Origin of the sequence: Rhodococcus sp. ABRD24 (assembly GCF_004328705.1) — a bacterium.
In the GTDB taxonomy this organism is placed as follows: Bacteria; Actinomycetota; Actinomycetes; order Mycobacteriales; family Mycobacteriaceae; genus Prescottella.
This window is the reverse complement of record NZ_CP035319.1, coordinates 378,289-402,144: the sequence shown is the minus strand read 5'-3', so window position 1 is coordinate 402,144 and position 23,856 is coordinate 378,289. Positions and strand designations below refer to the sequence as shown.

Annotated in this window: 23 protein-coding genes and 1 pseudogene; 17 read left to right on the top strand and 7 right to left on the bottom strand. The window is 66.2% G+C overall.

Going from position 1 to position 23,856, the window contains the following annotated elements:
- Positions 1-46: 46 nt before the first annotated feature.
- Positions 47-2,428: pseudogene (gene treY, locus ERC79_RS01685) on the bottom strand (malto-oligosyltrehalose synthase).
- The gene (glgX, locus tag ERC79_RS01680; RefSeq protein WP_131575172.1) at positions 2,425-4,587 is read right to left on the bottom strand and encodes a glycogen debranching protein GlgX; all 2,163 of its coding nucleotides are present in this window, start codon (positions 4,585-4,587) and stop codon (positions 2,425-2,427) included. Before glgX ends, treY begins: the two are co-directional and overlap by 4 nt.
- A 146-nt stretch (positions 4,588-4,733) precedes the next feature.
- Here glgX and ERC79_RS23230 point away from each other — a divergent pair, with 146 nt between their 5' ends.
- Positions 4,734-5,144 (top strand): hypothetical protein, encoded by a 411-nt coding sequence (locus tag ERC79_RS23230; protein WP_207390406.1) that lies wholly within the window; start codon positions 4,734-4,736, stop codon positions 5,142-5,144.
- On the opposite strand, the gene ERC79_RS01670 is transcribed toward ERC79_RS23230, so the two are convergent.
- Positions 5,082-6,383 carry an HNH endonuclease signature motif containing protein gene (locus ERC79_RS01670; protein ID WP_131575170.1) on the bottom strand — a complete coding sequence of 434 codons (1,302 nt, stop codon included), beginning with the start codon at positions 6,381-6,383 and terminating at the stop codon, positions 5,082-5,084. The two genes, ERC79_RS23230 and ERC79_RS01670, sit on opposite strands and share 63 nt — an antisense overlap.
- A gap of 153 nt (positions 6,384-6,536) precedes the next feature.
- Between ERC79_RS01670 and ERC79_RS01665 the strand changes: the two genes are divergently transcribed.
- Positions 6,537-7,778, top strand: a complete 1,242-nt coding sequence (locus tag ERC79_RS01665; protein WP_242676714.1) for a transposase family protein — start codon at positions 6,537-6,539, stop codon at positions 7,776-7,778.
- Positions 7,779-7,858: 80 nt separating this feature from the next.
- On the opposite strand, the gene ERC79_RS01660 is transcribed toward ERC79_RS01665, so the two are convergent.
- On the bottom strand, positions 7,859-8,050 hold the full coding sequence (locus tag ERC79_RS01660) for a hypothetical protein (protein WP_131575166.1): 192 nt from the start codon (positions 8,048-8,050) through the stop codon (positions 7,859-7,861).
- Positions 8,051-8,108: 58 nt separating this feature from the next.
- A complete protein-coding gene (locus ERC79_RS01655) occupies positions 8,109-8,567 on the bottom strand; it encodes a class I SAM-dependent methyltransferase (RefSeq protein WP_131575164.1) in 459 nt (152 codons plus the stop codon).
- Positions 8,568-8,691: 124 nt separating this feature from the next.
- Between ERC79_RS01655 and ERC79_RS01650 the strand changes: the two genes are divergently transcribed.
- The 5 genes from ERC79_RS01650 to bioD all read left to right on the top strand — a co-directional run bounded on the left by ERC79_RS01650 (position 8,692) and on the right by bioD (position 14,660).
- Entirely contained in the window at positions 8,692-9,903 is a 1,212-nt protein-coding gene (locus ERC79_RS01650) for a PucR family transcriptional regulator (RefSeq protein WP_131575162.1), read from the top strand.
- 150 nt (positions 9,904-10,053) lie between these two features.
- On the top strand, positions 10,054-11,301 hold the full coding sequence (locus tag ERC79_RS01645) for a cytochrome P450 (protein ID WP_131575160.1): 1,248 nt from the start codon (positions 10,054-10,056) through the stop codon (positions 11,299-11,301).
- Positions 11,302-11,476: 175 nt separating this feature from the next.
- Positions 11,477-12,766 (top strand): adenosylmethionine--8-amino-7-oxononanoate transaminase, encoded by a 1,290-nt coding sequence (locus tag ERC79_RS01640; protein WP_131575158.1) that lies wholly within the window; start codon positions 11,477-11,479, stop codon positions 12,764-12,766.
- Positions 12,767-12,819: 53 nt separating this feature from the next.
- A complete protein-coding gene (locus tag ERC79_RS01635) occupies positions 12,820-13,974 on the top strand; it encodes an 8-amino-7-oxononanoate synthase (RefSeq protein ID WP_242676713.1) in 1,155 nt (384 codons plus the stop codon).
- A complete protein-coding gene (bioD, locus tag ERC79_RS01630; RefSeq protein WP_131575154.1) occupies positions 13,971-14,660 on the top strand; it encodes a dethiobiotin synthase in 690 nt (229 codons plus the stop codon). Before ERC79_RS01635 ends, bioD begins: the two co-directional genes overlap by 4 nt.
- A gap of 37 nt (positions 14,661-14,697) precedes the next feature.
- Here bioD and ERC79_RS01625 read toward each other — a convergent pair whose 3' ends face one another.
- Positions 14,698-15,309, bottom strand: a complete 612-nt coding sequence (locus ERC79_RS01625) for an AAA family ATPase (protein ID WP_131575152.1) — start codon at positions 15,307-15,309, stop codon at positions 14,698-14,700.
- Between the two features lie 202 nt (positions 15,310-15,511).
- Between ERC79_RS01625 and ERC79_RS23335 the strand changes: the two genes are divergently transcribed.
- From ERC79_RS23335 to ERC79_RS01590, 9 genes are all read left to right on the top strand, one after another.
- The gene (locus ERC79_RS23335; RefSeq protein WP_242676712.1) at positions 15,512-15,790 is read left to right on the top strand and encodes a hypothetical protein; all 279 of its coding nucleotides are present in this window, start codon (positions 15,512-15,514) and stop codon (positions 15,788-15,790) included.
- Positions 15,791-15,793: 3 nt separating this feature from the next.
- Positions 15,794-16,396, top strand: coding sequence for a DUF2268 domain-containing putative Zn-dependent protease (locus ERC79_RS01620; protein WP_242676711.1), 603 nt, complete (start codon positions 15,794-15,796; stop codon positions 16,394-16,396).
- A gap of 153 nt (positions 16,397-16,549) precedes the next feature.
- Positions 16,550-16,753 (top strand): NAD(P)-binding domain-containing protein, encoded by a 204-nt coding sequence (locus ERC79_RS23330; RefSeq protein ID WP_242676710.1) that lies wholly within the window; start codon positions 16,550-16,552, stop codon positions 16,751-16,753.
- Positions 16,754-17,311: an NAD-binding protein gene (locus tag ERC79_RS01615; RefSeq protein WP_242676709.1), complete on the top strand. Its 558-nt coding sequence runs from the start codon at positions 16,754-16,756 to the stop codon at positions 17,309-17,311.
- A 373-nt stretch (positions 17,312-17,684) separates the two neighbouring features.
- Positions 17,685-17,885, top strand: coding sequence for a hypothetical protein (locus tag ERC79_RS01610; protein ID WP_131575150.1), 201 nt, complete (start codon positions 17,685-17,687; stop codon positions 17,883-17,885).
- 139 nt (positions 17,886-18,024) lie between these two features.
- On the top strand, positions 18,025-18,309 hold the full coding sequence (locus tag ERC79_RS01605) for a hypothetical protein (RefSeq protein WP_131575148.1): 285 nt from the start codon (positions 18,025-18,027) through the stop codon (positions 18,307-18,309).
- Positions 18,310-18,320: 11 nt separating this feature from the next.
- Positions 18,321-19,124 carry a hypothetical protein gene (locus tag ERC79_RS01600; protein WP_242676708.1) on the top strand — a complete coding sequence of 268 codons (804 nt, stop codon included), beginning with the start codon at positions 18,321-18,323 and terminating at the stop codon, positions 19,122-19,124.
- A 40-nt stretch (positions 19,125-19,164) separates the two neighbouring features.
- Complete coding sequence (locus ERC79_RS01595; RefSeq protein ID WP_131575145.1) at positions 19,165-21,096, top strand: fumarate reductase/succinate dehydrogenase flavoprotein subunit; 1,932 nt, start codon at positions 19,165-19,167, stop codon at positions 21,094-21,096.
- 1 nt (position 21,097) lies between these two features.
- Positions 21,098-21,850 carry a succinate dehydrogenase/fumarate reductase iron-sulfur subunit gene (locus tag ERC79_RS01590; protein WP_131575143.1) on the top strand — a complete coding sequence of 251 codons (753 nt, stop codon included), beginning with the start codon at positions 21,098-21,100 and terminating at the stop codon, positions 21,848-21,850.
- Here ERC79_RS01590 and ERC79_RS01585 read toward each other — a convergent pair.
- Positions 21,765-22,889 (bottom strand): hypothetical protein, encoded by a 1,125-nt coding sequence (locus ERC79_RS01585; RefSeq protein ID WP_131575141.1) that lies wholly within the window; start codon positions 22,887-22,889, stop codon positions 21,765-21,767. The two genes, ERC79_RS01590 and ERC79_RS01585, sit on opposite strands and share 86 nt — an antisense overlap.
- A 407-nt stretch (positions 22,890-23,296) precedes the next feature.
- On the opposite strand from ERC79_RS01585, the gene ERC79_RS01580 reads away from it, so the two are divergent.
- Complete coding sequence (locus ERC79_RS01580) at positions 23,297-23,641, top strand: hypothetical protein (RefSeq protein ID WP_131575139.1); 345 nt, start codon at positions 23,297-23,299, stop codon at positions 23,639-23,641.
- Positions 23,642-23,856: the final 215 nt, after the last annotated feature.

Here is a 23,856-nt window from a genome sequence, read left to right as displayed (position 1 = left end):
CGTGGGCCGCCGTGGTGAGTACACCCATTTGGAGCTGGCGCGGCTGTCAGGGCCGATCGAGGCGGACCAGCAGTGCGACCGGGAGGCGGTCGAATACCTTCGCCAGTGGTGCGGCGCTCGTATGGAGTTGCCCGGTGAGGCGGTCGAACCAGTCGCCCACCGGGAGGTGCACAGTGGTGGATCCCCAACCGGTTTCGCCGAGTGTGACGCTGTGGCGTGTGGCGAGCGCAATCGTGTCCGCCGGAGCACCGGCGGGTCCGCGTGCGAACCCGACCAGGTGCTCGCGGGCGGTTCCGACGCCGAACAACGGCGCGTACGAGCCTCCGACGAAGCTGTCGGGTCGCTCACGTCGCAGCCGCAGCGCCGTCCGGGTGACATGCAGCTTCGCGGCGCCCGTGTGATCGACCGCGGGGGCATCCACCCCCGGGGTGTCCATTGCACGGAGCAGCTTTCGACGTGGGGTGAAGTCGACGGGTCGACGGTTGTCCGGGTCGACGAGCGAATCCTCCCAGAGTTCGGTGCCCTGATAGACATCGGGAATGCCGGGGCCACACAGTTGGAAGAGCTTCTGGCCGAGCGCGTCGGACCGGCCGTGCGGTGCCAACTGAGCGACGATCGCAGTCATGCTGTGCGCGACGGGGCCGTCGATCACCCTGTCGATCCAGTTGTGGACGGCGCGCTCGAAGTCGTCGTCGATCGCGGTCCACGACGTGTGCAGCCCCGCCTCGCGGGTCGCCTTCTCCGCGTACGCGTGCAGTCGCTCGCGCAGGCCGGGTGCCGCGGCGGCAGGGGTGCCATCGGCGGGCCACACTCCGAACATGTTCTGCCACAGCAGTAGCCCGGTGACTCCATCGGGACTCGGCGTGGTCATCTCCCAGTCGGAGATGCACCGCGTCCACAGGTGCGGCACCTGAGACAGAACGCCGATACGGGCCCGCACGTCCTCGCCGCGCTTGGTGTCGTGGGTCGAGAGCGTCGTCATCGTTCGCGGCCAGTCGCGGGCGCGGGCGGCGGCCCGCAGGTGGAACTCGGCGGGGGAACAGCCGAATCGGCCGGGGTTCCCGCCCACCTCCTGCAGTGACACCAGGCGTGCGGTGCGATAGAACAGACAGTCCTCGACGGACTTCGCGGTGACCGCGCCGCACAGCTGCTGGAAGCGGGTCCGGGATTCCGCGCCCTCCACAAGCGCGCTCGCCAGTGTGGTCAGTGCGGATTCCCACTCGGGACGGGCTGCCGCGGTCTCGCCGATCACCCGTTCGAGCAGCCCCCGCAGCGGGGTGTAGTCGGAGCGATACACGGGCATCGCGGCGAGCACGTCCACCAGCGCGTCACGCAGCTGCGCGGGACTGCAGAAGGTGGCGGAGTCCCGCAGCACCGTTCGGATCAACCGATCGAGTTCGGGCGCCAGGTCGGTTCGGGCCGCGCGGCGCCGCAGGTCCATCTCGGTGTCTCGCAGCTACTGTGCGTCACCGGTTGCCCCCGACCGTGTCGCGAGTTCGGTCAGCGGTGCGGCGCCGTCCGGGTCGAGGAACAACCCGCCGACCTCGGCGAGCGCGTCGTAGCCGGTGGTGCCGTCTACCGGCAGGGTCGGGTCCAGCGGTTCGCCCTCGGTGAGGATCTTCTCGATCACCAGCCACCGATCAGGACCGAGCACGCCCCGTAGTTCGCGCAGATAGCCGGCGGGATCGCTCAAGCCATCCGGGTGGTCCACCCGTGCGCCGTCGACGAGGCCACCCGACACCCAGCTCGCGAGTTGGCGGTGTGTGGCTGCGAAGACCCGAGGATTCTCCTGCCGCACGGCGGCCAGATCGTTGACGGTGAAAAACCTGCGGTATCCGACCAGCCCGTCCCGCCAGCCGACCAGCCGATAGGCCTGCCGGTCATGGATGTCGCGCGGGGTGCCCTCCTCGGTGCCGTCGGCGATCGGGAACCGCAGCGCGCCGAGGGCCAGCACCGCGGTGCCGGAACCACGGTCGATGTGCAGCTCGTCGAGCTCGCGTTCGTGGCCAAGGACCGGCAGCGCAACGCGGCCGTCGGCGCCGTTGTCCTCGTGCCAGTCGATGTCGAACCACCGTGCATAGGGCGAAGCCCGCCCGCGGCTGAGAACGTCCCACCACCAACGGTTCTGGCGTGGATCGGAGATCCCCACGTGATTCGGCACCAGGTCGACGATCAGCCCCATGCCGCGTTCGTCGAGCTCGGCCGCGAGCGCCACGAGGGCGGCGCGCCCGCCGAGCTCGGCCGATACGGTCGTCGGATCGGTGACGTCGTAGCCGTGGGTGGATCCGGTGGTGGCGGTGAGGATGGGGGACAGATACAGGTGGGAGACCCCGAGCGAATCCAGGTAGCCGGCGAGCTTACGGGCGTCGTCGAGGGTGAACACGTCACCACGCAGTTGCAGTCGGTAGGTGCCCGTCACGGCCTTCATCGCGATCGGTCCCGCCGCAGGACCAGCAGCGATCGGGCCGGCACCGTCACCGTCGATGCCGCGGCAGTGGAGTCACCCGGTGTCCCGGTCGGCTCGGTGGTATCCAGCGCGACGGACCAGCCGTCACCGGGCACCGCGAACGCGAGGTCTTCGGCGTGGGCGTTGAAGCACAACAGGAACGAGTCGTCCATCACGCGCTGGCCGCGCTGGCCGGGCTCGGGAATCGCGTCGCCGCCCAGGTACACCGACAGGCCCTTTCCGAAGCCGCTGTCCCAGTCCTCAGTGGTCATCTCCCGGCCATCGGGGGTGAGCCAGGCGATGTCGCGGCTGTTCTCGGTTTCGCGGACCGGTCGGCCCCGGAAGAACCTGCGACGCCGGAACACCGGGTGGGCGGCCCGCAGGGCGGCGGCGACGCGGGCGAACTCGAGTAGATCGGCGTTGGTCTCGGCGAGCGTCCAGTCCATCCAGGACAGGGACGAATCCTGGCAGTACACATTGTTGTTGCCGTGCTGAGTGCGACCCAGTTCGTCGCCGTGCGCCAGCATCGGCGTGCCCTGACTCAACAGCAGCGTCGCCAGTATGTTGCGCCGCTGCCGGGCCCGCAGCGCCAGGATCTCCGGGTCATCTGTGGGACCCTCGACGCCGCAGTTCCACGATCGGTTGTGGCTCTCGCCATCCTGGTTTCCCTCGCCGTTGGCGTCGTTGTGCTTCTCGTCGTACGACACCAGATCGGTGAGGGTGAAACCGTCGTGCGCGGTGACGAAATTGATGCTCGCGCTCGGCCGGCGCCCGGTGGTCTCGTACAGGTCGGAGGACCCGGTCAGGCGGGACGCGAACTCGCCGAGGGTCGCGGGCTGCCCGCGCCAGTAGTCGCGGACTGTGTCGCGGTACTTGCCGTTCCACTCGGTCCACAGCCCGGGGAAGTTGCCTACCTGATAGCCGCCCTCGCCGACGTCCCAGGGTTCGGCGATCAGCTTCACCTGGCTGACCACCGGATCCTGCTGGACGAGGTCGAAGAAGGCGGAAAGCCGGTCCACGTCGTGCAATTCGCGGGCCAGGGTGGATGCGAGGTCGAAGCGGAAGCCGTCGACGTGCATCTCGGTGACCCAATACCGCAGAGAGTCCATGATCAGTTGCAGGGTGTGCGGGTGCCGCACGTTGAGGCTGTTCCCGGTCCCGGTGTAGTCCTTGTAGAGTTCGGGATCGCCGTCGTCGAGCCGGTAGTAGGCAGCATTGTCGATGCCGCGGAATGCGATGGTGGGCCCGCGGTGGCTGCCCTCCGCGGTGTGGTTGTAGACGACATCGAGGATCACCTCGATGCCCGCTTCGTGGAAGGCTCGCACCATCGTCTTGAACTCGGTGACGACGCCGCTCGGTTTCGTCACCGAGGAGTACTCGTTGTGTGGGGCAAGGAATCCGAAAGTGTTGTAGCCCCAATAGTTTCGGAGTCCCTGGTCGACCAGGATCTGGTCGTGCATGAACTGGTGGACCGGCATCAACTCGATCGCGGTGACGCCCAGCGATGTCAGGTGCTCTATGACGGCGGGGTGCGTGAGCCCGGCATACGTACCGCGAAGGTCCTCCGGCACCGCGGGATGTGTCGCGGTCATGCCCTTGACGTGGGCCTCGTAGATGAGGGTCTCGTGGTACGGGGTGCGCGGGGGCCGGTCGGTGCCCCAGTCGAAGTACGGGTTGATCACGACCGTGGTCATGGTGTGCCCGAGCGTGTCCTCGCCGTACGTGTACAACGGGGATGGCCTGGGGGGAGCCTCTGCACGAGTTGCTTGGGTGACGAAGGTGCCGTCGAATGCCTTGCCGTACGGGTCGAGCAGTAACTTCGACGGATCGCACCGCAGACCCGCCGCCGGGTCGTACGGGCCGTGGACTCGGTAGCCGTAACGCTGGCCGGGGGTGACGGTGGGCAGGTATGCGTGCCATACATATCCGTCGACCTCTTCGAGCGGGATTCGTGTCTCGGTGCCGTCCCGGGCGATCAGGCAGAGCTCGACTGCGTCGGCTACCTCCGAGAACAGCGAGAAGTTGGTGCCGCCTCCGTCGTAGGTGGCGCCCAGCGGATAGGCGGATCCCGGCCACACCTCGATCGTCGGCGAGGGCGCCGAGCCGCCGTCCGTCGGCGCCGAGGGGTCGGTGCGCTCCATGCTGCAAAACCCTAGCCCGAATGATCCGGATGCCGCGCGCGACTGCGGCTGTTGCCGGCGTGGAAACCGGATCCGACGTGCATTCGGGATGGCTGCCTTGAAAGTCCGGACGGGACGGAACTCGATGATTTACCGAAAGTGCGCGGATGTCCGCATCGATCGAAGGCGCTGACGGCGGTAGCGTGGATACGGTACTTCCTTTCTCGGACGAGGTGATTCTCATGCGCACGGCCCGCGTCGTGGTGCGTGGTGTGGCTGCCGTACTGGGTTCGGTAGCGGTCGGGGTGGGTGTGTTTGTGGCCGGAGGTGGTGTAGCCGACGCCGAGGAGCCGCCGCCGGATGTCCTCGGCGTCGAGTTGGACGAGGAAGACGGTCGGCCCACCGTCGAGGTGGACTTCGTCGATCTCCAGGGAGTCCACCGAGAGATCGAGATCGACCTCCAGACGGGCCGCATCATCGAGGATGAACCCGTATCCGGACAGGGGGCCGCGGCGTCAGGCGGCTTGTGGTCCCGCCCGATTGTGGGCGGGGATGGGCTTCTTGTAGGGATCTACTGACGCGGGTGGTGTGAACCACGGCTTTCGATCGTCACCGACTTCTACCTGCCAGTGGGAGTGGTGCAGCAAATGGTGGTGGTAGCGGCACAACAGCACTAGGTTGTCGAGGTCGGTGGGGCCGCCGTCGGCCCAATGCTTGACGTGGTGGCCTTCGCAGTGTGCGGGTGGTGCGCCGCAGCCGGGGAATGCGCAGCCATGGTCGCGAGCGATCAACGCACGGCGCTGCTTCTTGGACACAGTCCGACTGGTGCGGCCCAGGTTCAAGGGCACGCCGTCGTCCATGACAATCGGGGTGAGGTGGCAGTCGCAGGCCAATCGGCGGGCGGTCGCAATGGTGAGTGGCCCCATGTGGGGCACCTGCGCAACGTCTTTGTCACCGAACAGATTCGGATCGTTGTCTGACTCCCAGTGCCCGTGATCGGTCTCGGTCCGCGCGAGGTCGCTGGCGTTCACATGTAAGGACAGGTGTGGTCGTTCCCCACCTTCGATGGGTGCGTCACCGGAGTCGAGGTAGCGGCGCAGGATCTCGGCGAAGGCGTCGGCGCGTCGCTGCGCCGGGGTGCGGGCACCCGCTGGATCGTCGACCGGGTTACGCGGTTTGGTGAGCGACGACAGCGCCGTCAATAACATCTCGCCGGTGACGGCATCGAGATCACCCTTGACGGCGACGCGTCCGTTCAGGGTCTTCGAGGCATGGAACTCGTTGCGGTCGGTGTCCTCACTCGGTGGGAGTTCGTCGGATTCGAAGATCCGCTCGAGGCGCGCGATGCAGGTGCGGACGGTCATCGTGGTTGCGGCCGGTCCGGTGGCGCAGTCCAGCAGGACTTTTCGGCACGAGTCCAGAGCCTCGTGAGGCATGCCGCGCGGTGGGGTCTCGCAGAACTTGCCGATCAATGCGGCGTGTTCGGCCGACACGGTGCCGGCGCTGAATGCGTCGGCGATGTCGGGTTGCCGGCGAAGCGTCTTCCCCAGCGCCAGGATCCGTGCTGCGGCCGGCACTTCCAGCAGTGTGTTCGCTGCCAGCCACAGTTTGACACTGCGGAATCCGAGGGCGTCAAACGAAACGGCACGCTCGTCGATTTCGGCAACCATTGCGACACGCAGTGCTTCGAGGCGTTCGATCTCACGGGACACTTCGAGTGTGCCTTGCAGCAGCGAGATCTCGGGGAGCGTGCACACGTCACCCGGCTGCAGCGCGGTGGCTGCGATGCCTGAGTTGCTGAGTCCCCCCGGATTCATGGCACGAGTCTAGTTCGAACTGATATTCGAGTCAATGGTTCGCGTTGACTCATCAAAGATGCCCGCGTAGGTCCCATCGTTGACTCATCCGAGAATGCCCGCGTAGCGGCGTGTCGGTCCGGTCGATGCCGGTGGGGGCGGTAGGGCCGGGTGATGGGACTGTCTATGGCGGAACGTAAGTCTGTGACGAGGGCGATCGCGACCCGATATGCCCGGGCCGACAGGTCAGGGAAGTCCCGGATTCTCGACGAGTTGTGCGCGACGACGGGGTGGCATCGTGATCATGCCCGCAGGATGTTGCGGTCTGCTCTGATGCCGCGGGTGGTGCGTCCGCGGGCTCCACGTCCGGTCAAGTATGGTTCGGAAGTTGTTACAGCACTGACATTCTGTTGGGCGGTGCTCGGCATGCCGGCAGGGAAGCGTCTTGTCCCGATCCTGCCGGAGCTGGTTCCGGTGTTGCGGCGGTTCGGGGAACTCGACATCGACGACGACACCGCGGCGTTGCTGGTGCGGATGTCGGCGGCGACCGTGGATCGGCGGCTGGCCCCGCAGCGCAAGTCGCTCGAACTCAAGGGTCGCTCGCACACGAAGCCGGGATCGCTGCTCAAGTCGCAGATACCGATCCGGACGTGGGCGCAGTGGGACGATGCGGTGCCGGGGTTCGTGGAGATCGATCTGGTCGGTCACGAGGGCGGGAACGCGGTCGATGAGCATGCGTACACGTTGACGGTGACCGATATCGCCACCGGGTGGACGGAGAACCGGTCGGTGCCGAACAAGGCCCTCAAGTGGGTGGTCGCGGCGCTCGACGAGATCGCCGGGGTGTTGCCGTTCCCGCTGCTCGGTGTGGACTCCGACAACGGCAGCGAGTTCATCAACCATCATCTGCTGGCGTGGTGTGAACGGCGGGAGATCACGTTCACCCGCTCGCGGCCGGGGAACTCGAATGATGGTGCGCACGTCGAGCAGAAGAACTGGGCCATCGTGCGTACCGTTGTCGGCTATCTTCGCTACGACACTCCTGCGGAACTTTTGTTACTCAACAAGATTTGGGTTCTGCAATCGAATATGACGAACTTCTTCTCGCCGCAGCAGAAGCTGATCTCCAAGGTTCGGGACGGCGCGAAGGTGACCAAGAAGTACGACACCGCGACCACTCCACACCGGCGTGCGAGCGCTCACCCCGCGGTGACCGCCGACACGAAGGACGCTCTCGATGCGGCCTACGCGAGCGTCAATCCCGCGGCGGTCCAACGACAGATCCAGGCCCTTACCGCCGAGTTGATCACCCTCGCCACCAGTAAACGAACACCGACGAAGAAGCCCGGATCCGCCACCACTCCCTCGCGGACATCCACAAATGAGGCAACGAATCACGCTTCGCGGGCATCTTGACATGAGGCAACAGGTGGTGATCGCGTGCGCCGGACCTTCTGGCAGTCCCGGCGCGCGGATCCCGGCGCAGGGTCCTCTGATCAATGAGAGAAGCGGGCCCTACACGTCCGGGCCAATTCGACGTTGTCGGTCTGCGGCGACTCCGGGATGCGCAGCTGCTGCTGGAGGTGAGCGATCGCCCCGTCGTCGAGTTCGGCGTCGAAGACGAATGCCCCCCGGTTTCGGTTAGCGAACCATGTCATCTGCTCCCGTGCGCGCGTGGCGTCGTTCACGGAGCAATGCTGGCCCCGGGGGAGATACCGACGGTTCTCGAGTCGGCCGTGCAGCGTGCTACGGGTGCCCGGTCGAGCCGGACAGATCGGACAGTGCAAGTTCGCGAAGTGGATCACCGCCGTCGATGAAGAGTCTCCCGCCCGGGGCCAATGCTGCCGCGATCCTGCGGACCGCGAGCAGTCCCGCGTCGGGATGACGCCCGTCGAGTGCGCCCACCCGCACGGCGAAGGCGATATCGAACGGTGCCTCGTCGGCGGCAAGTTCGAACTGCTCGACCGCGACCTGACGGAAGCTCAGGGTTCCAGCCTCGATCTGCGTTCGAGATCCTCTGACGGCCTGTCGAATCGCGTTCGGCGAGCGGTCGATTGCGAGAATGTGCCCGGTCCCGATGCGGCGTGCGATCTCGCGCGCGGCGGCGCCCGGTCCGCATCCGATCTCCAGCACCCTTGTCCCGTCTCGGAGCGGTAGTGCATCGACGATCGCCGCGAGCCGGGGTGACAGCGAAGTGTTGACCACGACTGGAACACTACTGTTCGCTGGGACGCATCATCCGGTAATTCGGGGCCCGGGCCCGATCCGTGCACACCTGATCCGTGCACAATGAGCCCAAACGACCGTAGAAATCCGGTGGGGGTGAACGGTGAAGCGTGATCAGCGTGCCGAACTGTGGTTGCGCGACTACGTGACCACGACGATGACGCGCGAGCATCTCACTTCCTTCCTGTCCGACCTCGAGGAATCGTTCGCTGCTGACGTGCCGGAGCTTGCTGCGGACGCGGAGGTGCAGCGTGATCTGCGTGCGGCGATCCGCTGTCAGCTCGAGGCGTTTCTCGTTGCGAGTGTGCCGCTGGCCGACGGTCCCGCGGCGACACCCGTGTCGGAGGAGGCGCATGCGCTTGCGCGAACGATCGCCCAGCGCGGCCTGGAACTGCGCGTCCTCTCACAGCTCTACCATGCGGGCCACCGCGCGATGCTGGGTTTCACATCGGGTTTGGTCGAGCAGGAGGGATTGGATTCCGACTTCAAGCTCGAGGTGCTCACCACGGTGTGGGCGCAGACGAGTGAGTTGCTCAACGCCATGCTCGACGAACTCGCAGCTACCTACTCGCGGGAGCGGGAGCGGCTCCTGCAGGGCGCCTTCGCGTCCCGGTTGGCGACTGTCCGCGAGATCCTGGACGGCGGCGGCCACGCCACCCAGGACTCGGCGCGGCTCGGGTATCCGCTGCATCGCACGCACACAGCTGTCGTGGCCTGGGTCGAGGGGGCGGCGCCGTTCGCCGGTTCGCTGGAATCGGTCGTTTCCCGTGTGGCGGGGGGACGCCGCACCCTGTCGGTTCCCTCCGGTGCACACGGGGTGTGGGCGTGGATCGCGCACGGCGAGTCCGATGTCGAGCCGCTGACAACGGGGCCGTTGTCGGCACCTGCCGGAGTTCGCCTGGCGCTGGGTGAGCCTTCGTCGGGAATCGACGGGTTCCGGCGCAGTCACCGAGAGGCCCGCGCGGCGCAGCGGATCGCGGAGTCAGGACGGCGTCAGACAACAGTTACCCGTTACCGTGACATCGAGGTGGTCTCGATGCTGTCGGCCGACCCGGCCGCAATGGCCGCCCTCGTCGGCCGTGAGCTCGACGGACTGCTCGGCGAGGACACTACAGCGGAACGGCTCCGTGACACGCTGCGAGAGGTGCTCGCGTGCCACGGCAACCAGGAGGCCGCCGCTCGTCGGCTGGGCGTCCACAAGAACACGGTGCGGTACCGCATCCAGCGGGTCGAGGAGACGCTCGGCCGTGACCTGCTCGCTCGGCGTTTGAATCTCGAACTTGCGTTGAAGTGTTTCGACGCCTTCGGCCGGTGATTCACCTGTAGGGCGGCACATGTGCGAAATGTACAAAGCAACTGCGCGCGGCTGGGGGAATCGGCCAAGCGGGGCGGCGCGGAACCGTGTGACGATCGGCGTGTTCGCAAGTGTGTGGCCGTCGACGGATCCCGAGCGAAGGAGTTTGGCGTGGCAATTCCCCGTATTCCAGAAGGTTTCGACTTCACCGACCCCGATGTGTACGAGACGAGGTTGCCGATCGAGGAGTTCGCGGAACTCCGGAAGACGGCTCCCGTGTGGTGGGTCGAACAGCCGCCGACGAAGGGTGGGTATCCGGATGCTGGGTACTGGGCGGTGACTCGGCACGCCGACGTCAAAGAAGTCTCGCGCAACAGCGAGGTGTTCTCGACGTGGGAGAACACGGCGATCGCTCGGTTCTCCGACGACATACCCCGCGAGACAGTCGAACTCATGCGGCACCTGCTCGTGAACAAGGATGCCCCGGAGCACACCAAGCTACGCAAGATCATCGCCCGTGGCTTCACCCCGCGCGCCATCGCCAGCCTGCGTCCGGCGCTGGCCGCGCGCGCCGAGAAGATCGTCTCGGAGGCCATCGCCGCCGGGTCGGGCGACTTCGTCGCGCAGGTCGCGGCGGAACTTCCGCTGCAGGCCATCGCCGAATTGATCGGTGTGCCGCAGGACGACCGCAGCAAGATCTTCGACTGGTCCAATCAAATGATGGGTTACGACGATCCCGAGTACGGTGACGAGTCGGCGACGGCATCGGCGGAGCTGCTGGGCTATGCGTATGCCATGGCGGAGGAGCGCCGTAAGTGCCCGGCCGACGACATTCTCACCACGCTCGTCGAGGCCGACATCGACGGCGACGCACTCAATTCCGAAGACTTCGGCTTCTTCGTGCTTCTGCTCGCGGTTGCCGGGAACGAGACCACCCGCAACGCCATCACCCACGGCATCCTTGCCTTCATGGACAACCCCGACCAATGGGAGCTGTACAAGCGCGAGCGTCCGATGTCCGCCGTCGACGAGATCATCCGTTGGGCCACACCGGTGGTGGGGTTCCAGCGAACTGCACTGTGCGACACAGAGCTCGGTGGTCAGGCGATTCGCAAGGGCGATCGGGTGGTGATGTTCTACTCGTCCGCCAACTTCGACGAGGACGTGTTCGCCAATCCGACGGCATTCGATATCACGCGAACGGACAACGACCACTTGAGCTTCGGGGGTACCGGCGCGCACTACTGCATCGGCGCGAACCTGGCACGGATGGAGATCGAGCTGATGTTCAATGCGATCGCCGACCGCATGCCCGACATCACCAAGCTCGGTGATCCGCGCCGGCTGCGATCAGGGTGGATCAACGGGATCAAGGAACTGCAGGTTGACTACAGCGGAAAGTGTCCGGTCGCGCACTGATATCGCGTTTGTCGCTTCTTTCGCGGGGTCGGGTCGCGAACTCGTCGCACCCGAGTGTTTCCGCCCCGAGTGTTTCCGCTTGGAAACGGTGCTCACACCCAGGAGGTAGAGCCGGCAGTCAGCCCGAACGACCTGCCGAGCGAGGAGCCGAGCTCTGCACCTACAGTCGTGCGACGTGACCTCCATGCACCTGACTTCCGACCGGATCGTCGAGCTCGACTCCGAACACCTGTGGCACCCCTACGGTGCGCTCCCTGCGTCGACGGTCCCGCTCGTGGTCGAGTCCGCGCAGGGTGCCCGGCTCACCCTTGCGGACGGGACCGAATTGGTCGACGGCATGAGTTCGTGGTGGTCGGCAGTGCACGGGTACCGCCACCCGGTACTCGACGCTGCCGTCATTGATCAGCTCGGCCGGATGAGCCACGTGATGTTCGGCGGTCTCACGCACGCCCCCGCCGCACGGTTAGCCGAACTGCTCGTGCAGATCACCCCCGCCGGGCTCGACAAGGTGTTTCTCTCCGACTCGGGGTCGGTGTCTGTCGAGGTCGCGGTGAAGATGTGCCTGCAGTACTGGCGCAGCCTCGGGCGGCCGGAGAAACACCGGCTACTGACGTGGCGCGGCGGCTATCACGGCGACACGTTCGCCCCGATGAGCGTGTGCGATCCGGTCGGCGGCATGCATTCGATGTGGACCGACGTGCTGACCCGCCAGAGGTTCGCGCCCGTCCCGCCGCGCGACTTCCACCCGGAGTATGTTCGCGAGTTCGAGCGCATCGTGATCGAGCACCGCGACGAGTTGGCCGCGATCATCGTCGAGCCGATCGTGCAGGGTGCTGGCGGCATGCGGTTCCATCATCCCGACTACCTGCGGGAACTGCGGCGCATGTGTGACGAGCACGGACTGCTGCTCGTGTTCGACGAGATCGCCACTGGATTCGGCCGTACCGGCGAGTTGTTCGCGGCCGACCACGCAGGCCTCGCTCCGGACGTCATGTGCGTCGGTAAGGCGCTCACCGGTGGGTATCTCACACTCGCTGCGACGCTGTGTACCGCGACCGTTGCCGAGGTGATCAGTGCGGGCGAGGGCGGCGGCATCATGCATGGGCCGACGTTCATGGCGAACCCGATGGCGTGTGCGGTCGCCGTCGCCGCCGTCGAACTACTGCTGTCGCGGGACTGGCGGGCCGAGGTCGAGGCGCTCGGCAGGGGACTCGAGCGGGGCCTTGCCCCGTTGCGTGACGTACCCGGTGTCCTGGATGTCCGGGTGCTCGGCGGAATCGGCGTGATCGAGCTCGCTCAGCCGGTGGACATGCCGACCGCGACCGACGCGGCCGTCGCGGCAGGGGTGTGGCTGCGACCGTTCCGGAACCTGATCTATGCGATGCCGCCGTACATCTGCAACCGGGACGAACTGGACCGCATCACCTCCGGCATGGTTGCGGCGGCGCGGAGCCAACTGGAGTGAATACATACAAGCCCACTTGAACGCCGTTCAAGTGGGCTTGTATCGTGCTGTGGGTGGGTACCGAGGGCAACGCACTGAGCTGGCTGGACGACGTCGCACGCGACCGGCGGGCCGCCGGGCTGCGCCGGGAGTTGCGTCCACGCGGTGACGCCGACACGGTGATCGATCTCGCGTCCAACGACTACCTCGGTTTGGTTCGTCATCCTGAGGTGATCGATGGCACCGTCGAGGCGGTTCGGCGGTGGGGCGGTGGTGCCACGGGTTCACGCCTCGTGACGGGCACGACGCGCGAGCATGCGCGGCTCGAGCGGGAGCTCGCCGACTTTGTCGGTACCGAGTCAGGTCTCGTGTTCGCCAGCGGATATGCTGCGAATCTCGGTGCTGTGACGGCGCTTTCGGGCCCGGGTTCGCTGATCGTCTCGGACGCGGGCGCGCATGCTTCGTTGGTGGACGCATGCCGGCTGTCTCGCTCGCGGGTGGTGGTTGCACCCCATGCTGACGTCGAATTCTTGCGCCGGACGCTCGCGGGCCGCGCCGAGGAACGTGCCCTGGTGCTCACGGACTCGGTGTTCAGCGCCGACGGCGATCTCGCGCCACTCGTGGCAATGCACCGCGTGTGCCGCGAGTACGGTGCGGTGCTGCTGGTGGACGAGGCGCACGGACTCGGTGTTCGGGGCGTCGGGGGGCGCGGCCTCGTGCACGAGGTGGGGCTGGCGGGGGAGCCGGACATCGTGGTGACCGCGACGTTGTCGAAGTCACTGGCCAGCCAGGGCGGCGTGGTGCTCGCACCGGACAGCGTCCGCGCCCACCTGATCGATGCCGCGCGCACGTTCATCTTCGATACCGGTCTGGCGCCTGCCGCGGTGGGTGCGGCGCGGGCCGCGCTCGCGGTGCTGATCCGGGAACCAGAGCGCGCGGCGGCGGTGCTGGCGCGCGCGGGTGACCTGGCGCGGATTTCTGGGGCGGATGCCCCCGAATCTGCGGTGGTGTCGGTCATTCTCGGTGATCCGTCGGCCGCGCTGGCCGCGGCCGACGCGTGCAGGGAACGCGGGGTGCACGTGGGTTGCTTCCGGCCGCCGTCGGTCCCGGAGGGCACATCGCGGCTGCGGCTGACCGCGCGCGCGACGATTGCCGACGATGAGCTAGCGCATATCGAATCCGTTCTGGCTGAAGTGCTTTCGCTGGATGCTGCGGGAACTTCCGCATGAGTGTCGTGATCATCTCCGGGACATCGACCGATGTCGGCAAGACGGTCGTGACGGCCGCGCTGGCGGCCGCGATCAGCAGGCTGGGCCGGACCGTCGCGGTGTGCAAGCCCGCGCAGACCGGCGTTGCCGATGGCGAGCCGGGCGACCTGGCCGAGGTGGCACGCTTGGCGGGCGTTGCCACCGGATTGGAGTTGGCGCGGTACCCCGAGCCGTTGGCACCGGACACCGCGGCTCGGTGCAGCGGCCGGGCGCAGCTGACCCGTCACGAGGTGGTCGCGGCGATCCGGGACCTCGATTCCCGCCACGACGTGACGCTGGTGGAGGGTGCCGGCGGTCTGCTGGTGCGGCTCGGCAGGGACGGCTTCACGCTGCGGGACGTCGCCGGGGACGTGAGGGCTCCGGTGGTGGTGGTCGCGGCCGCGGGCCTTGGCACGTTGAACCATTGCGCGCTCACCGCCGAGGCTCTGGTGTCGGCGGGCGTGCCGTGCGGGGGTTTCGTGATCGGCTCCTGGCCCGCTGAACCGGGTCTCGCCGAGCGTTGCAATGTCGAAGACATTGCAACCGTGACGGGGTCGCCGCTGGTGGGGCGGGTCCCCGCGGGTGTCGCGGGTTCGGACACCGCCGGTTTCGCGTCGACGGCCCCGGAGTGGTTCGACCCCGACTGGCTCGCCGCGCTGATTGGATGATCGACGGGTCTCCTCTCGGCGGGCCCGGTACAGCTGCCTAGGTTCTGATGTGGCGGATGCCGACCACGGCCCGTCGGAGTCGATAGCGGGTGGCCGTAAGACGCGGTTGGGTGAGGAGGAGGCCCGCACGCGCCGCGATGTCTTCGACGACCTCGTCGATGGTGCGATCGTCGGTGTCGACGTGTTCGGTGAATCGGTCTGTGCCCAGGGCGGCGACGCAGCGGGTGATTTGCTGCATTGCCCACGTTTCGTCCCGTCCTGCAGCGCGGCCCAGCCAGTAGCCGCTGCGGGTCCGTAGTCGATGGCGAAGAGTTTCGGCCGAGGCAGTCAGTGAGAAGTGTTTGACATCAACGTTTTCGGCGGACAGACCGGTCATGATCTCGTCGAAATACTCCGGGTTGACGAGCGTCATCGGCACGATCACCGGTCCGTCGTGGGCGGCGACGGCATCGGCCAGTGTCGCGACGACCGCTGACCGCCACTGAGGTCGGTCTTGGAAGTCGCCTCGTTCGGACGCCGGAAGCATCTTGTGGACAGCGAATCCGATGAGTTCGGGATCGGCGATGTGGGAATGCGGGACGCGTCGATTCAATTCGAATGCAGTTTGTGTCTTTCCTGCGCCGAACGCGCCGTTGATCCATATGAGCACCGAGTCGAGTCTAGACACTGTCGCGAGTCCGGAGGGTGATCAGGTCTGTGGCGAGTGATGCCGGACCAGGGCGCGCGACCTTCACGGGAGGAAGGCGAATCCGATTGATCCGTCATGTTTCCCAACCTGAGCGGCGAGTGCGGACGATCAGCAAAGGGCATGATTTGAGCCTCACGTAGCGTCAGCCTTTAGCTTGTGGGTCATGACGATCACAGTTCTGGACACATTCACCGGTATGGACACGGTGCTGCGGGCCCCGACGGCGGAACGCTCGGCGCGGCTCACCGCGATGCTCACTCCGATGGCGGGTATGTACCGGTTCTTCCCAGGTGAGGTAGATCTCGAAGCGATGCACCGGATGAGCTTCGGATTCCCAGCCGACCGCGAGAATGAAGCGTGCCGTGACGCGCTGGCGATGTTGCATGATGCCGATGCGTGGGGACGAATCTCGCGGGCTCTCGACGATGCGTTGGCCATTTAGCTCATGGCGACGCCCAGTATCGAGGTACCGGACATCACGGTTCTCATAGTGCTCGGCGATCCCGGTAATGACTACTTCATGGAATCAGCGAAAGGCATGAGCGGGAACGGAAGTACGTTCGGTTACATCTCGCTGACCTTCTGGCCTACGCCGCAGAACCTGGACCGACTCGAGGCGACTGCCGTGCACGAGCTCAACCACAATCTCCGCTACAGTCCGGGTGGAGTGATATGGGACCCCTCCGTTGTCAACGTCGGTGAACAGGTCGTTTCCGAAGGCCTCGCTGACGCGTTCGCCCGGCAGCTCTATGGCGACGAGCTCGGCTATTCCCTCATCGGCGTACCGCACCTCTCGGACGAAACTGTTTTTGCCAAGGTCGTCTCCGGACTCGAAGTGACCGGAATGCAGAACTTCACTGCGTGGATCCATGGCGATGCGGCGGCAAGGAGATTCGGCGGTGAGCCTGTCGGTCTGCCGACCGGCGCGGGATACGCGGTCGGTAGCCGGCTGGTCGATACGTACCTCGCCAAGACCGGCCGCACTGCCGCTGATGCCCTCCACATCTCGAGCCGAGAGATCATCGACGTGGCACTCGGCCGCATCTGACGGGTGAATGTGGATCAGCCACAATCGCTCACGCTTGCCTCCACGGTGTCGTGTCGGTGCGCGAGGGCCACCAAGGAGCGCCTGGCATGAGCTATCGAGTTCTGTTTCCTGCGCGTTCATCCGGTTGCAGTAGCGTCAGGCGGGTGGCGAGGATTGCGCTTCTGGGTTTGGGCCGAATGTCTGGCGGACACACCTCGCGCGGCGGCGCAGGGTGCCGAGGCGATCATCGCGATGGTGGCCGACGACGATGTCTCGCGTGCGGTCTGGCTGGGCGCGGACGGCGCCCTCGCTGGCGACCCAGCGCCGGGCGCCTTCGCCGTGGAGTGCTCCACCATCTCTCGGACCTGGGTGGTCTAGTTGGCGAAACACGCTTCGGCGCACGGCCTCCGCTACTTGGACTCGCCGGTCACCGGCCTGCCCGACGCCGCTGCCGCCGGCACGCTGACCCTCTTCATCGGCGCGGATGCCGCCGACCTGGCCGCTGCCCGCCCGATGCTGGAACCGTTGTGCACCAGAATTGTTCACTTCGGTGAGGTTGGGGCGGGTACCGCCTACAAGCTCATCCAGAACTTGCTCGGCTCGATTCAGATCGCCGCCACCGCCGAGGCGTTGCGCACGGCGGAACTCGCAGGCTTGGACCTGGCCACCGTCGCCGACACCCTCACTCGGGGCAGCTCGGCGAGCCCCACGGTGATCCGCATGAGCAAGCTCATGCTCGACGGACCTCACGGCCGCGATATCGCTTTCACCGCGGCACTTCGCCTGAAGGACACCCGAATCGGCGTCGAACTGGCCGACGCCGTTGGTGCCCCCGCAGCCCTCGGCCACACCGCCCTCGACATCTTCCAGTGCTTGGTCGCAGCTGGCTACGGCGACCTCTCCGAAACCAAACTCATCGACCACCTCCGCAACTAGAGCGGTGTCTGAGAAGAGCGTGCAGGGTTCTGGGTCAGTCGGGCCGACCGGATGAGGAATCCGATGGAGGTGCTGACCGGGGCGAGTGCGGCTGTGATCGCGGGTATGCCGAGGGGTTGTGAAGGTGAGTAGTTCGAACACGGAACCGTTGATCTTGGTGTGGGTCGACACGGGGAGTGCCGACCACACCAACTCCGGGCTACCGCCGAACTGCGCCCTCATCGTTCGGATACGCTCCCCATCCCCGTGCTACAGAAGTCCCGCACTGCTCGGGTTCGTCGCCGGCGCGGATCAGTAGAGCAGTCAGCATGGTCGCGCCGCAGTCGAGAATCTCTCTCGCAAGCGGCCCGGTTGCGACGAGTGAGGTCAGCCCGTGGCCGATGATCCAACACTGGGTGGCGAGTTCGGGCGCAACGACCGCATGCTGGGCATGTCGGAGATCGTGTATGGAGCGGATCCGGCGGTTGCGTTCCCCCATCGGATGGCTCAGCCGCCCGGCCTGCCGGAACAAATGATCAGCGGTAGCGGCCTCTGGGAGGCGTGGATTCCTGATCTTGGACCGCCCGAGGGTTAATCCCGGCGCAGGGACAACCCTTGACGTACTGTGATAGCCATCACAAAGAGTAGGCAGATCGGGCGGCGGGCCGACGGCACTACCTATTCCGCCACGCTGATCGAGCCGACAAATCGACCAGTGCTTGTCGGAGGTTCGGATGACCACCACCGAAGTGATGGATTTGCAGCGCACGATCGGGCATCTGCGGGAGTGTGTCGGGTCGCTGCGGGACGTCTACGGCGACGCGTCCGTGGTGCGCAGGCTCGCAAACGACGTCGATCGTCTCGATATCGATGCCCATGATCTGACTGAATCACCGCCGCGGCCGACGACGGGCGCCTCGTCCGAGCGTGTGCAGGTGCCGGACACCCCGTATGACCGCTCGCTGTGGCAGGACGCGGACGACGAGGGGCTCGGCGGCAACCCACACGAGAACGCGTGAGGACTCCGCGCGTGACCGAGCTCGGCACACCGCCGCCGGCCCGGGCGTTGATCGGCGCCCGCACGCTACGGACCGACCGCTGGTGGCTGGCGCCGCTGCTCACGACGATCGGGCTCGCAGTCTTCGTGGTGTACGCGACCGTCCGCTCGTTCGTCCGGACCGCGTACTGGGTGGACGACTACCACTACCTGACGCCGTTCTACTCGCCGTGCATCAGTGAATCCTGTGTACCCGGCGCGAGCCACTTCGGCACGTGGGTCGGTGAGCTTCCGATGTGGATCCCACTCGGCTTCCTGGTACTGCCGTTCCTGCTCGGCTTCCGGCTCACCTGCTACTACTACCGCAAGGCCTACTACCGGTCGATCTGGCTGGCGCCACCGGCATGCGCGGTCGCGGAACCGCACGCCAAGTACACCGGCGAGACTCGGCTGCCGCTGATCGTGCAGAACGCGCACCGCTACTTCTTCTACGTCGCGCTGGTGGTGTCGCTGGTCAACACGTACGACGCGGTGCGGGCGTACGAGGGTCCGAACGGAAGTTTCGGTCTCGGGCTCGGCAGCCTGATCATCACGGTCAACGTGCTCCTGCTGTGGGCGTACACGCTGTCTTGTCATTCGTGCCGGCACGTCACCGGCGGCCGGCTAAAGCACTTTTCGTCGCATCCGGTCCGCTATCGGATCTGGACCTGGGTGAGCAAGCTCAACACCCGGCACATGCAGCTCGCGTGGACCACGCTGGCGACGCTGATCATCACCGACTTCTACATCATGTTGGTCGCGAGCGGCACCATCTCCGACCTGCGCTTGTTCAACTGACAGCAGTACCGGACCGGCTTTATCGACAGAGGGGGAACGCGTGGCGGAGGTCGAACGGCACACCTACGACGTAGTGGTGATCGGTGCCGGGGGCGCCGGGTTGCGGGCGGTGATCGAAGCGCGTGAACGCGGCCTGTCCGTCGCCGTGGTGTGCAAGTCGCTCTTCGGGAAGGCGCACACGGTGATGGCCGAGGGCGGGTGTGCTGCTGCGATGGGCAACGCCAACTCGAAGGACAGCTGGCAGGTGCACTTCCGCGACACGATGCGCGGTGGGAAATTCCTGGGCAACTGGCGGATGGCGGAGCTGCACGCGAGAGAGGCGCCCGATCGGGTCTGGGAACTCGAGACGTACGGCGCGCTGTTCGACCGGACGCCCGACGGGCGGATCAGCCAGCGCAACTTCGGCGGCCACACGTATCCGCGACTTGCACACGTCGGTGACCGCACCGGGCTCGAGCTGATTCGGACGATGCAGCAGAAGATCGTCTCGCTTCAACAGGAAGACTTCGCCGAGACCGGCGACTACGAGGCGCGCGTGAAGGTCTTCGCGGAGTGCACCATCACCGAACTGCTCAAGGATGGCGACCGGATTTCGGGGGCCTTCGGGTACTGGCGCGAATCCGGGCGGTTCGTGCTGTTCGACGCCCCCGCGATCGTGATGGCGACCGGAGGCATCGGCAAGTCTTTCAAGGTGACGTCGAACTCGTGGGAGTACACCGGCGACGGGCACGCGTTGGCGCTGCGGGCCGGGGCGAATCTGATCAACATGGAGTTCGTCCAGTTCCATCCGACCGGCATGGTGTGGCCGCCGAGCGTCAAGGGCATCCTCGTCACCGAGGGCGTACGCGGAGATGGCGGCGTACTGAAGAACGTGGACGGCGAGCGTTTCATGTTCTCGTACATCCCCGCGGTGTTCAAAGGCCAGTACGCGGAGACCGTGGAGGAGGCCGACAAGTGGTATGACGATCCGGACAACAACCGCCGCACCCCGGATCTGCTCCCGCGTGACGAGGTTGCTCGGGCGATCAACTCGGAGGTGAAGGCGGGCCGCTCCACCCCGCACGGTGGCGTGTACCTCGACATCGCGTCCCGCATGCCGGCCGAGGAGATCGTGCGGCGGTTGCCGTCGATGCACCACCAGTTCAAGGAGCTCGCCGATGTCGACATCACGAAGGAGCAGATGGAGGTCGGACCCACCTGCCACTATGTGATGGGTGGGATCGAGGTCGATCCCGACAGCGGATCATCCACAGTGCGAGGGCTTTTCGCGGCCGGTGAATGCTCGGGCGGCATGCACGGATCGAACCGGCTCGGTGGTAACTCGCTGTCCGACCTACTGGTGTTCGGCAGACGAGCAGGCCTGGGCGCCGCCGATTACGTGCAGTCCCTCACCGCGCGCCCCGTGGTCACCGACGCGGATGTCACGGCTGCGGCGGAGGCCGCGCTGGCACCGTTCGATCCGCCAGCCGAGGGGCTCGGCGAGAACCCGTACACCCTGCACACCGAGTTGCAGCAGACGATGAACGACCTGGTCGGCATCATCCGTAACGAGGAGGAGGTCGAGCGGGCCATCGCGAAGCTCGAAGAGATCAAATCCCGTATCGGCGGCGTGACCGTCGAGGGGCACCGCCAGTTCAACCCGGGCTGGCACCTGGCGTTGGACCTGCGGAACATGGTGCTGGTCAGCGAGTGCGTCGCGCGAGCCGCGCTGATGCGCACGGAGAGCCGCGGCGGCCATACCCGCGATGACTACCCGTCGATGGATGCCGACTGGCGGGCGACGCTGCTGGTGTGCAGCACGGTGCCGGGTGTTCGGGCCCTCGGCGACGGTGCGGCGATACCCGACGTGATCGTCACCCGGGAGGAGCAGGCGCCGATGCGTCCGGATCTGCTGGCGCTCTTCGACATCGACGAACTGGGGAAGTACTACACGGACACCGAACTGGCGGGGCATCCGGGAAGGGCGACCTGACATGGGCTACGACGCGAAGTTTCGGGTGTGGCGCGGCGACGCGTCGGGCGGCGATCTGCGTGACTACAACGTCGAAGTCCATGAGGGTGAGGTGGTGCTCGACATCATCCACCGACTCCAGGCGACCCAGTCGGCCGATCTGGCGGTGCGGTGGAACTGCAAGGCGGGCAAGTGCGGATCGTGTTCGGCGGAGATCAACGGTAAGCCGCGGCTGATGTGCATGACGCGGATGTCGACGTTCGCCGAGGACGAGACCGTCACGGTCACGCCGATGCGGACGTTCCCGGTGATTCGTGACCTGGTCACCGATGTGTCCTTCAACTACACCAAGGCCCGCGAGATTCCGTCGTTCACGCCGCCACCCGGACTGGCGCCGGGCGAGTATCGGATGAAGCAGGTGGACGTCGAGCGGTCGCAGGAGTTCCGCAAGTGCATCGAGTGCTTTCTGTGCCAGAACACCTGCCATGTGGTGCGCGATCACGAGGAGAACAAGGATGCGTTCGCCGGGCCGCGTTACCTGATGCGGATTGCCGAGTTGGAGATGCACCCGCTCGACACCGCCGACCGCCGGGACGCCGCGCAGGCCGAGCACGGGCTCGGCCTGTGCAACATCACCAAATGCTGCACCGATGTGTGCCCCGAGAACATTCACATCACCGACAACGCACTCATTCCGATGAAGGAACGGGTCGCAGACAGGCAATACGACCCAGTGGTCTGGTTGGGCAACAAGCTGTTTCGACGGGGGCGGTAGGCAGCGAAAGCACCGGCACCAAGCCTGCGTTCGCCGGATCGGCGAGTGGATCGGAATGAACCCAGTAGACATCTCCGCGGGTGCGAGTGTCGAGGTCGATCGAGCGGACGGTGCCGTCCGGTGACTGTGCAGCGAGGCTGCCGGCGGCAGCCCACTCGGTCCCGTCGCCGCCGCGGGCACGGTCGGCCAGGCAGGCCCACGCGGTGACCCGGGCGAGGGTGAGCCGATCCTTGACCGGGGTGAGCCGGCCGTCATGCTCGAGCATCCGCACTGGATGGGGATCGGGATCGACGCGCACCATCCCGTGTCGGCGATCGGTGCACAACATCGGACGGGTTGAACCGAGAAGGTAGAGCCGGCCCTCGGCGACGACGCCCCGGCCACCGTCGGTGCACATCCGTTGGACGGTCAGCGTCCCGGAGCCGGATCGGTCACAGCGGAACACGTCGTGGCGGGACGTGATCCAGCATCCGCCCCCGTCGGCGTGGACCGCGCGAGTCCACTCGCCTGTCGGGGGCTCGATCGTCAGCGGCAGCAGATACTCGACGACCCGATGTGGGTTGGACTCCGTATCAAGATGCAGCAGGACAGGGTTGGACCGATCAATCACCCACACGTCGGCTCCGTGGACGGACACCGCTCCGGCCACGAATCCGGATCGGGGCGCTGGGACATCGTCGAGGTCGAGGTCGATCAGCACTCCCGTCCGGACGAAATCCTCGCCTTCCGTCCGATCGTCCCAGTTCGACCAGAAACGGTGCGGTGTTGCCTCGATATCGGTCAGGCGTTCGCTGCCCTCGACGAGATGCTCACCGGTGGCCGTGCGTACGCGTTGCTGCTCGACCAGGCGCACGCGACGAACCCGTCCGCGGGCGGGAGCGGGATCGTCGGACGCCCCCGAGCCGTGGTCGACGAAGAACCGTCCGCGGAGCTCCACAGGTCCCGTCACCGGGCGGTCGGACCACCACGCGGCAGACCAGCCGTCACCGGTCACCTCCAGTAGCCAATGCAAACCACGGTCCGAATGTTCGGCGGGCATTCGCCCGTAGGCGGGCCGCGCCGTTGCCCGGACGGATTGCGCGCACGGAGACGGCATGGTGCCGGTGGGAACAAACTTCAGCACGGCTTCGACAACGTCGCCCGGCGCCGGTGGCGCAAGGGAACAGTCATCGAGGATCGACCCCGGGACGAACACAACAAGCGTGCGACTAGCCGTTTCGGCGATCATCGTCGAACCCCACGCACTCGACGAACCGATGGGCGACGCCATCGGACGCGGGGCTACCTTGCGCCGAACAATACCCCGATATCCGACGGATGGGGACGGCATGTCCTCGGGGTCTCGCGCGCTGGAGCTGGCCGCCAATCGGTTGGCACTCTCATGGGGGGAGTGCTAACTTTGTTTCTGTCGCACCCGTTCTTCGCGCAAGGAAGTTCCACTCCGCCATGTCCGTCGTTGCTGACCGCCCCGCCGCAACCCCTGACCCTGAACCCGAATCCCCGCCGTCCCTGCGAATGGCGTGGCCGATTACCGCGGTCGCCGGATTCCTGCGTCGCGCCGGAAGTGATACCGCGTTGGCCCTCGGAGCCCTGTCGGTCATCACTTTCTGGACATTCGGCCTGGGGATACTGCTCGGGCTGGGTGCGGTGGCGACCGGCGTGTTTGCCACCCGCGGCGACGTCGAGTATGACGAATCCCGTTCACTCGAGGCGCTTTTCGGAATTCTCTCGGGTGTTCTGGGTATCGCTGCGGGAGCGGTGTTTCTTCTGATCGCCGGCCCGGGACGGTAGCGAGCTGGAAGCCGTCATCTGCGCATTGTGACTGCGCACCGTGACCGAGCTGTGCCGACCGAGGCGAAATCGTCACTCGCCCGGACCCTGCGGTCCGCAGTATCGTGGGTGGTGCAATGACTATCATCGACGCAGATCCCGCGTCGGCGAACGCTATCGGCGTTCGTGCGCGGAGGATCGGCTCTCGAGGCCCCGGCTGAGGCGCACGGCATCGG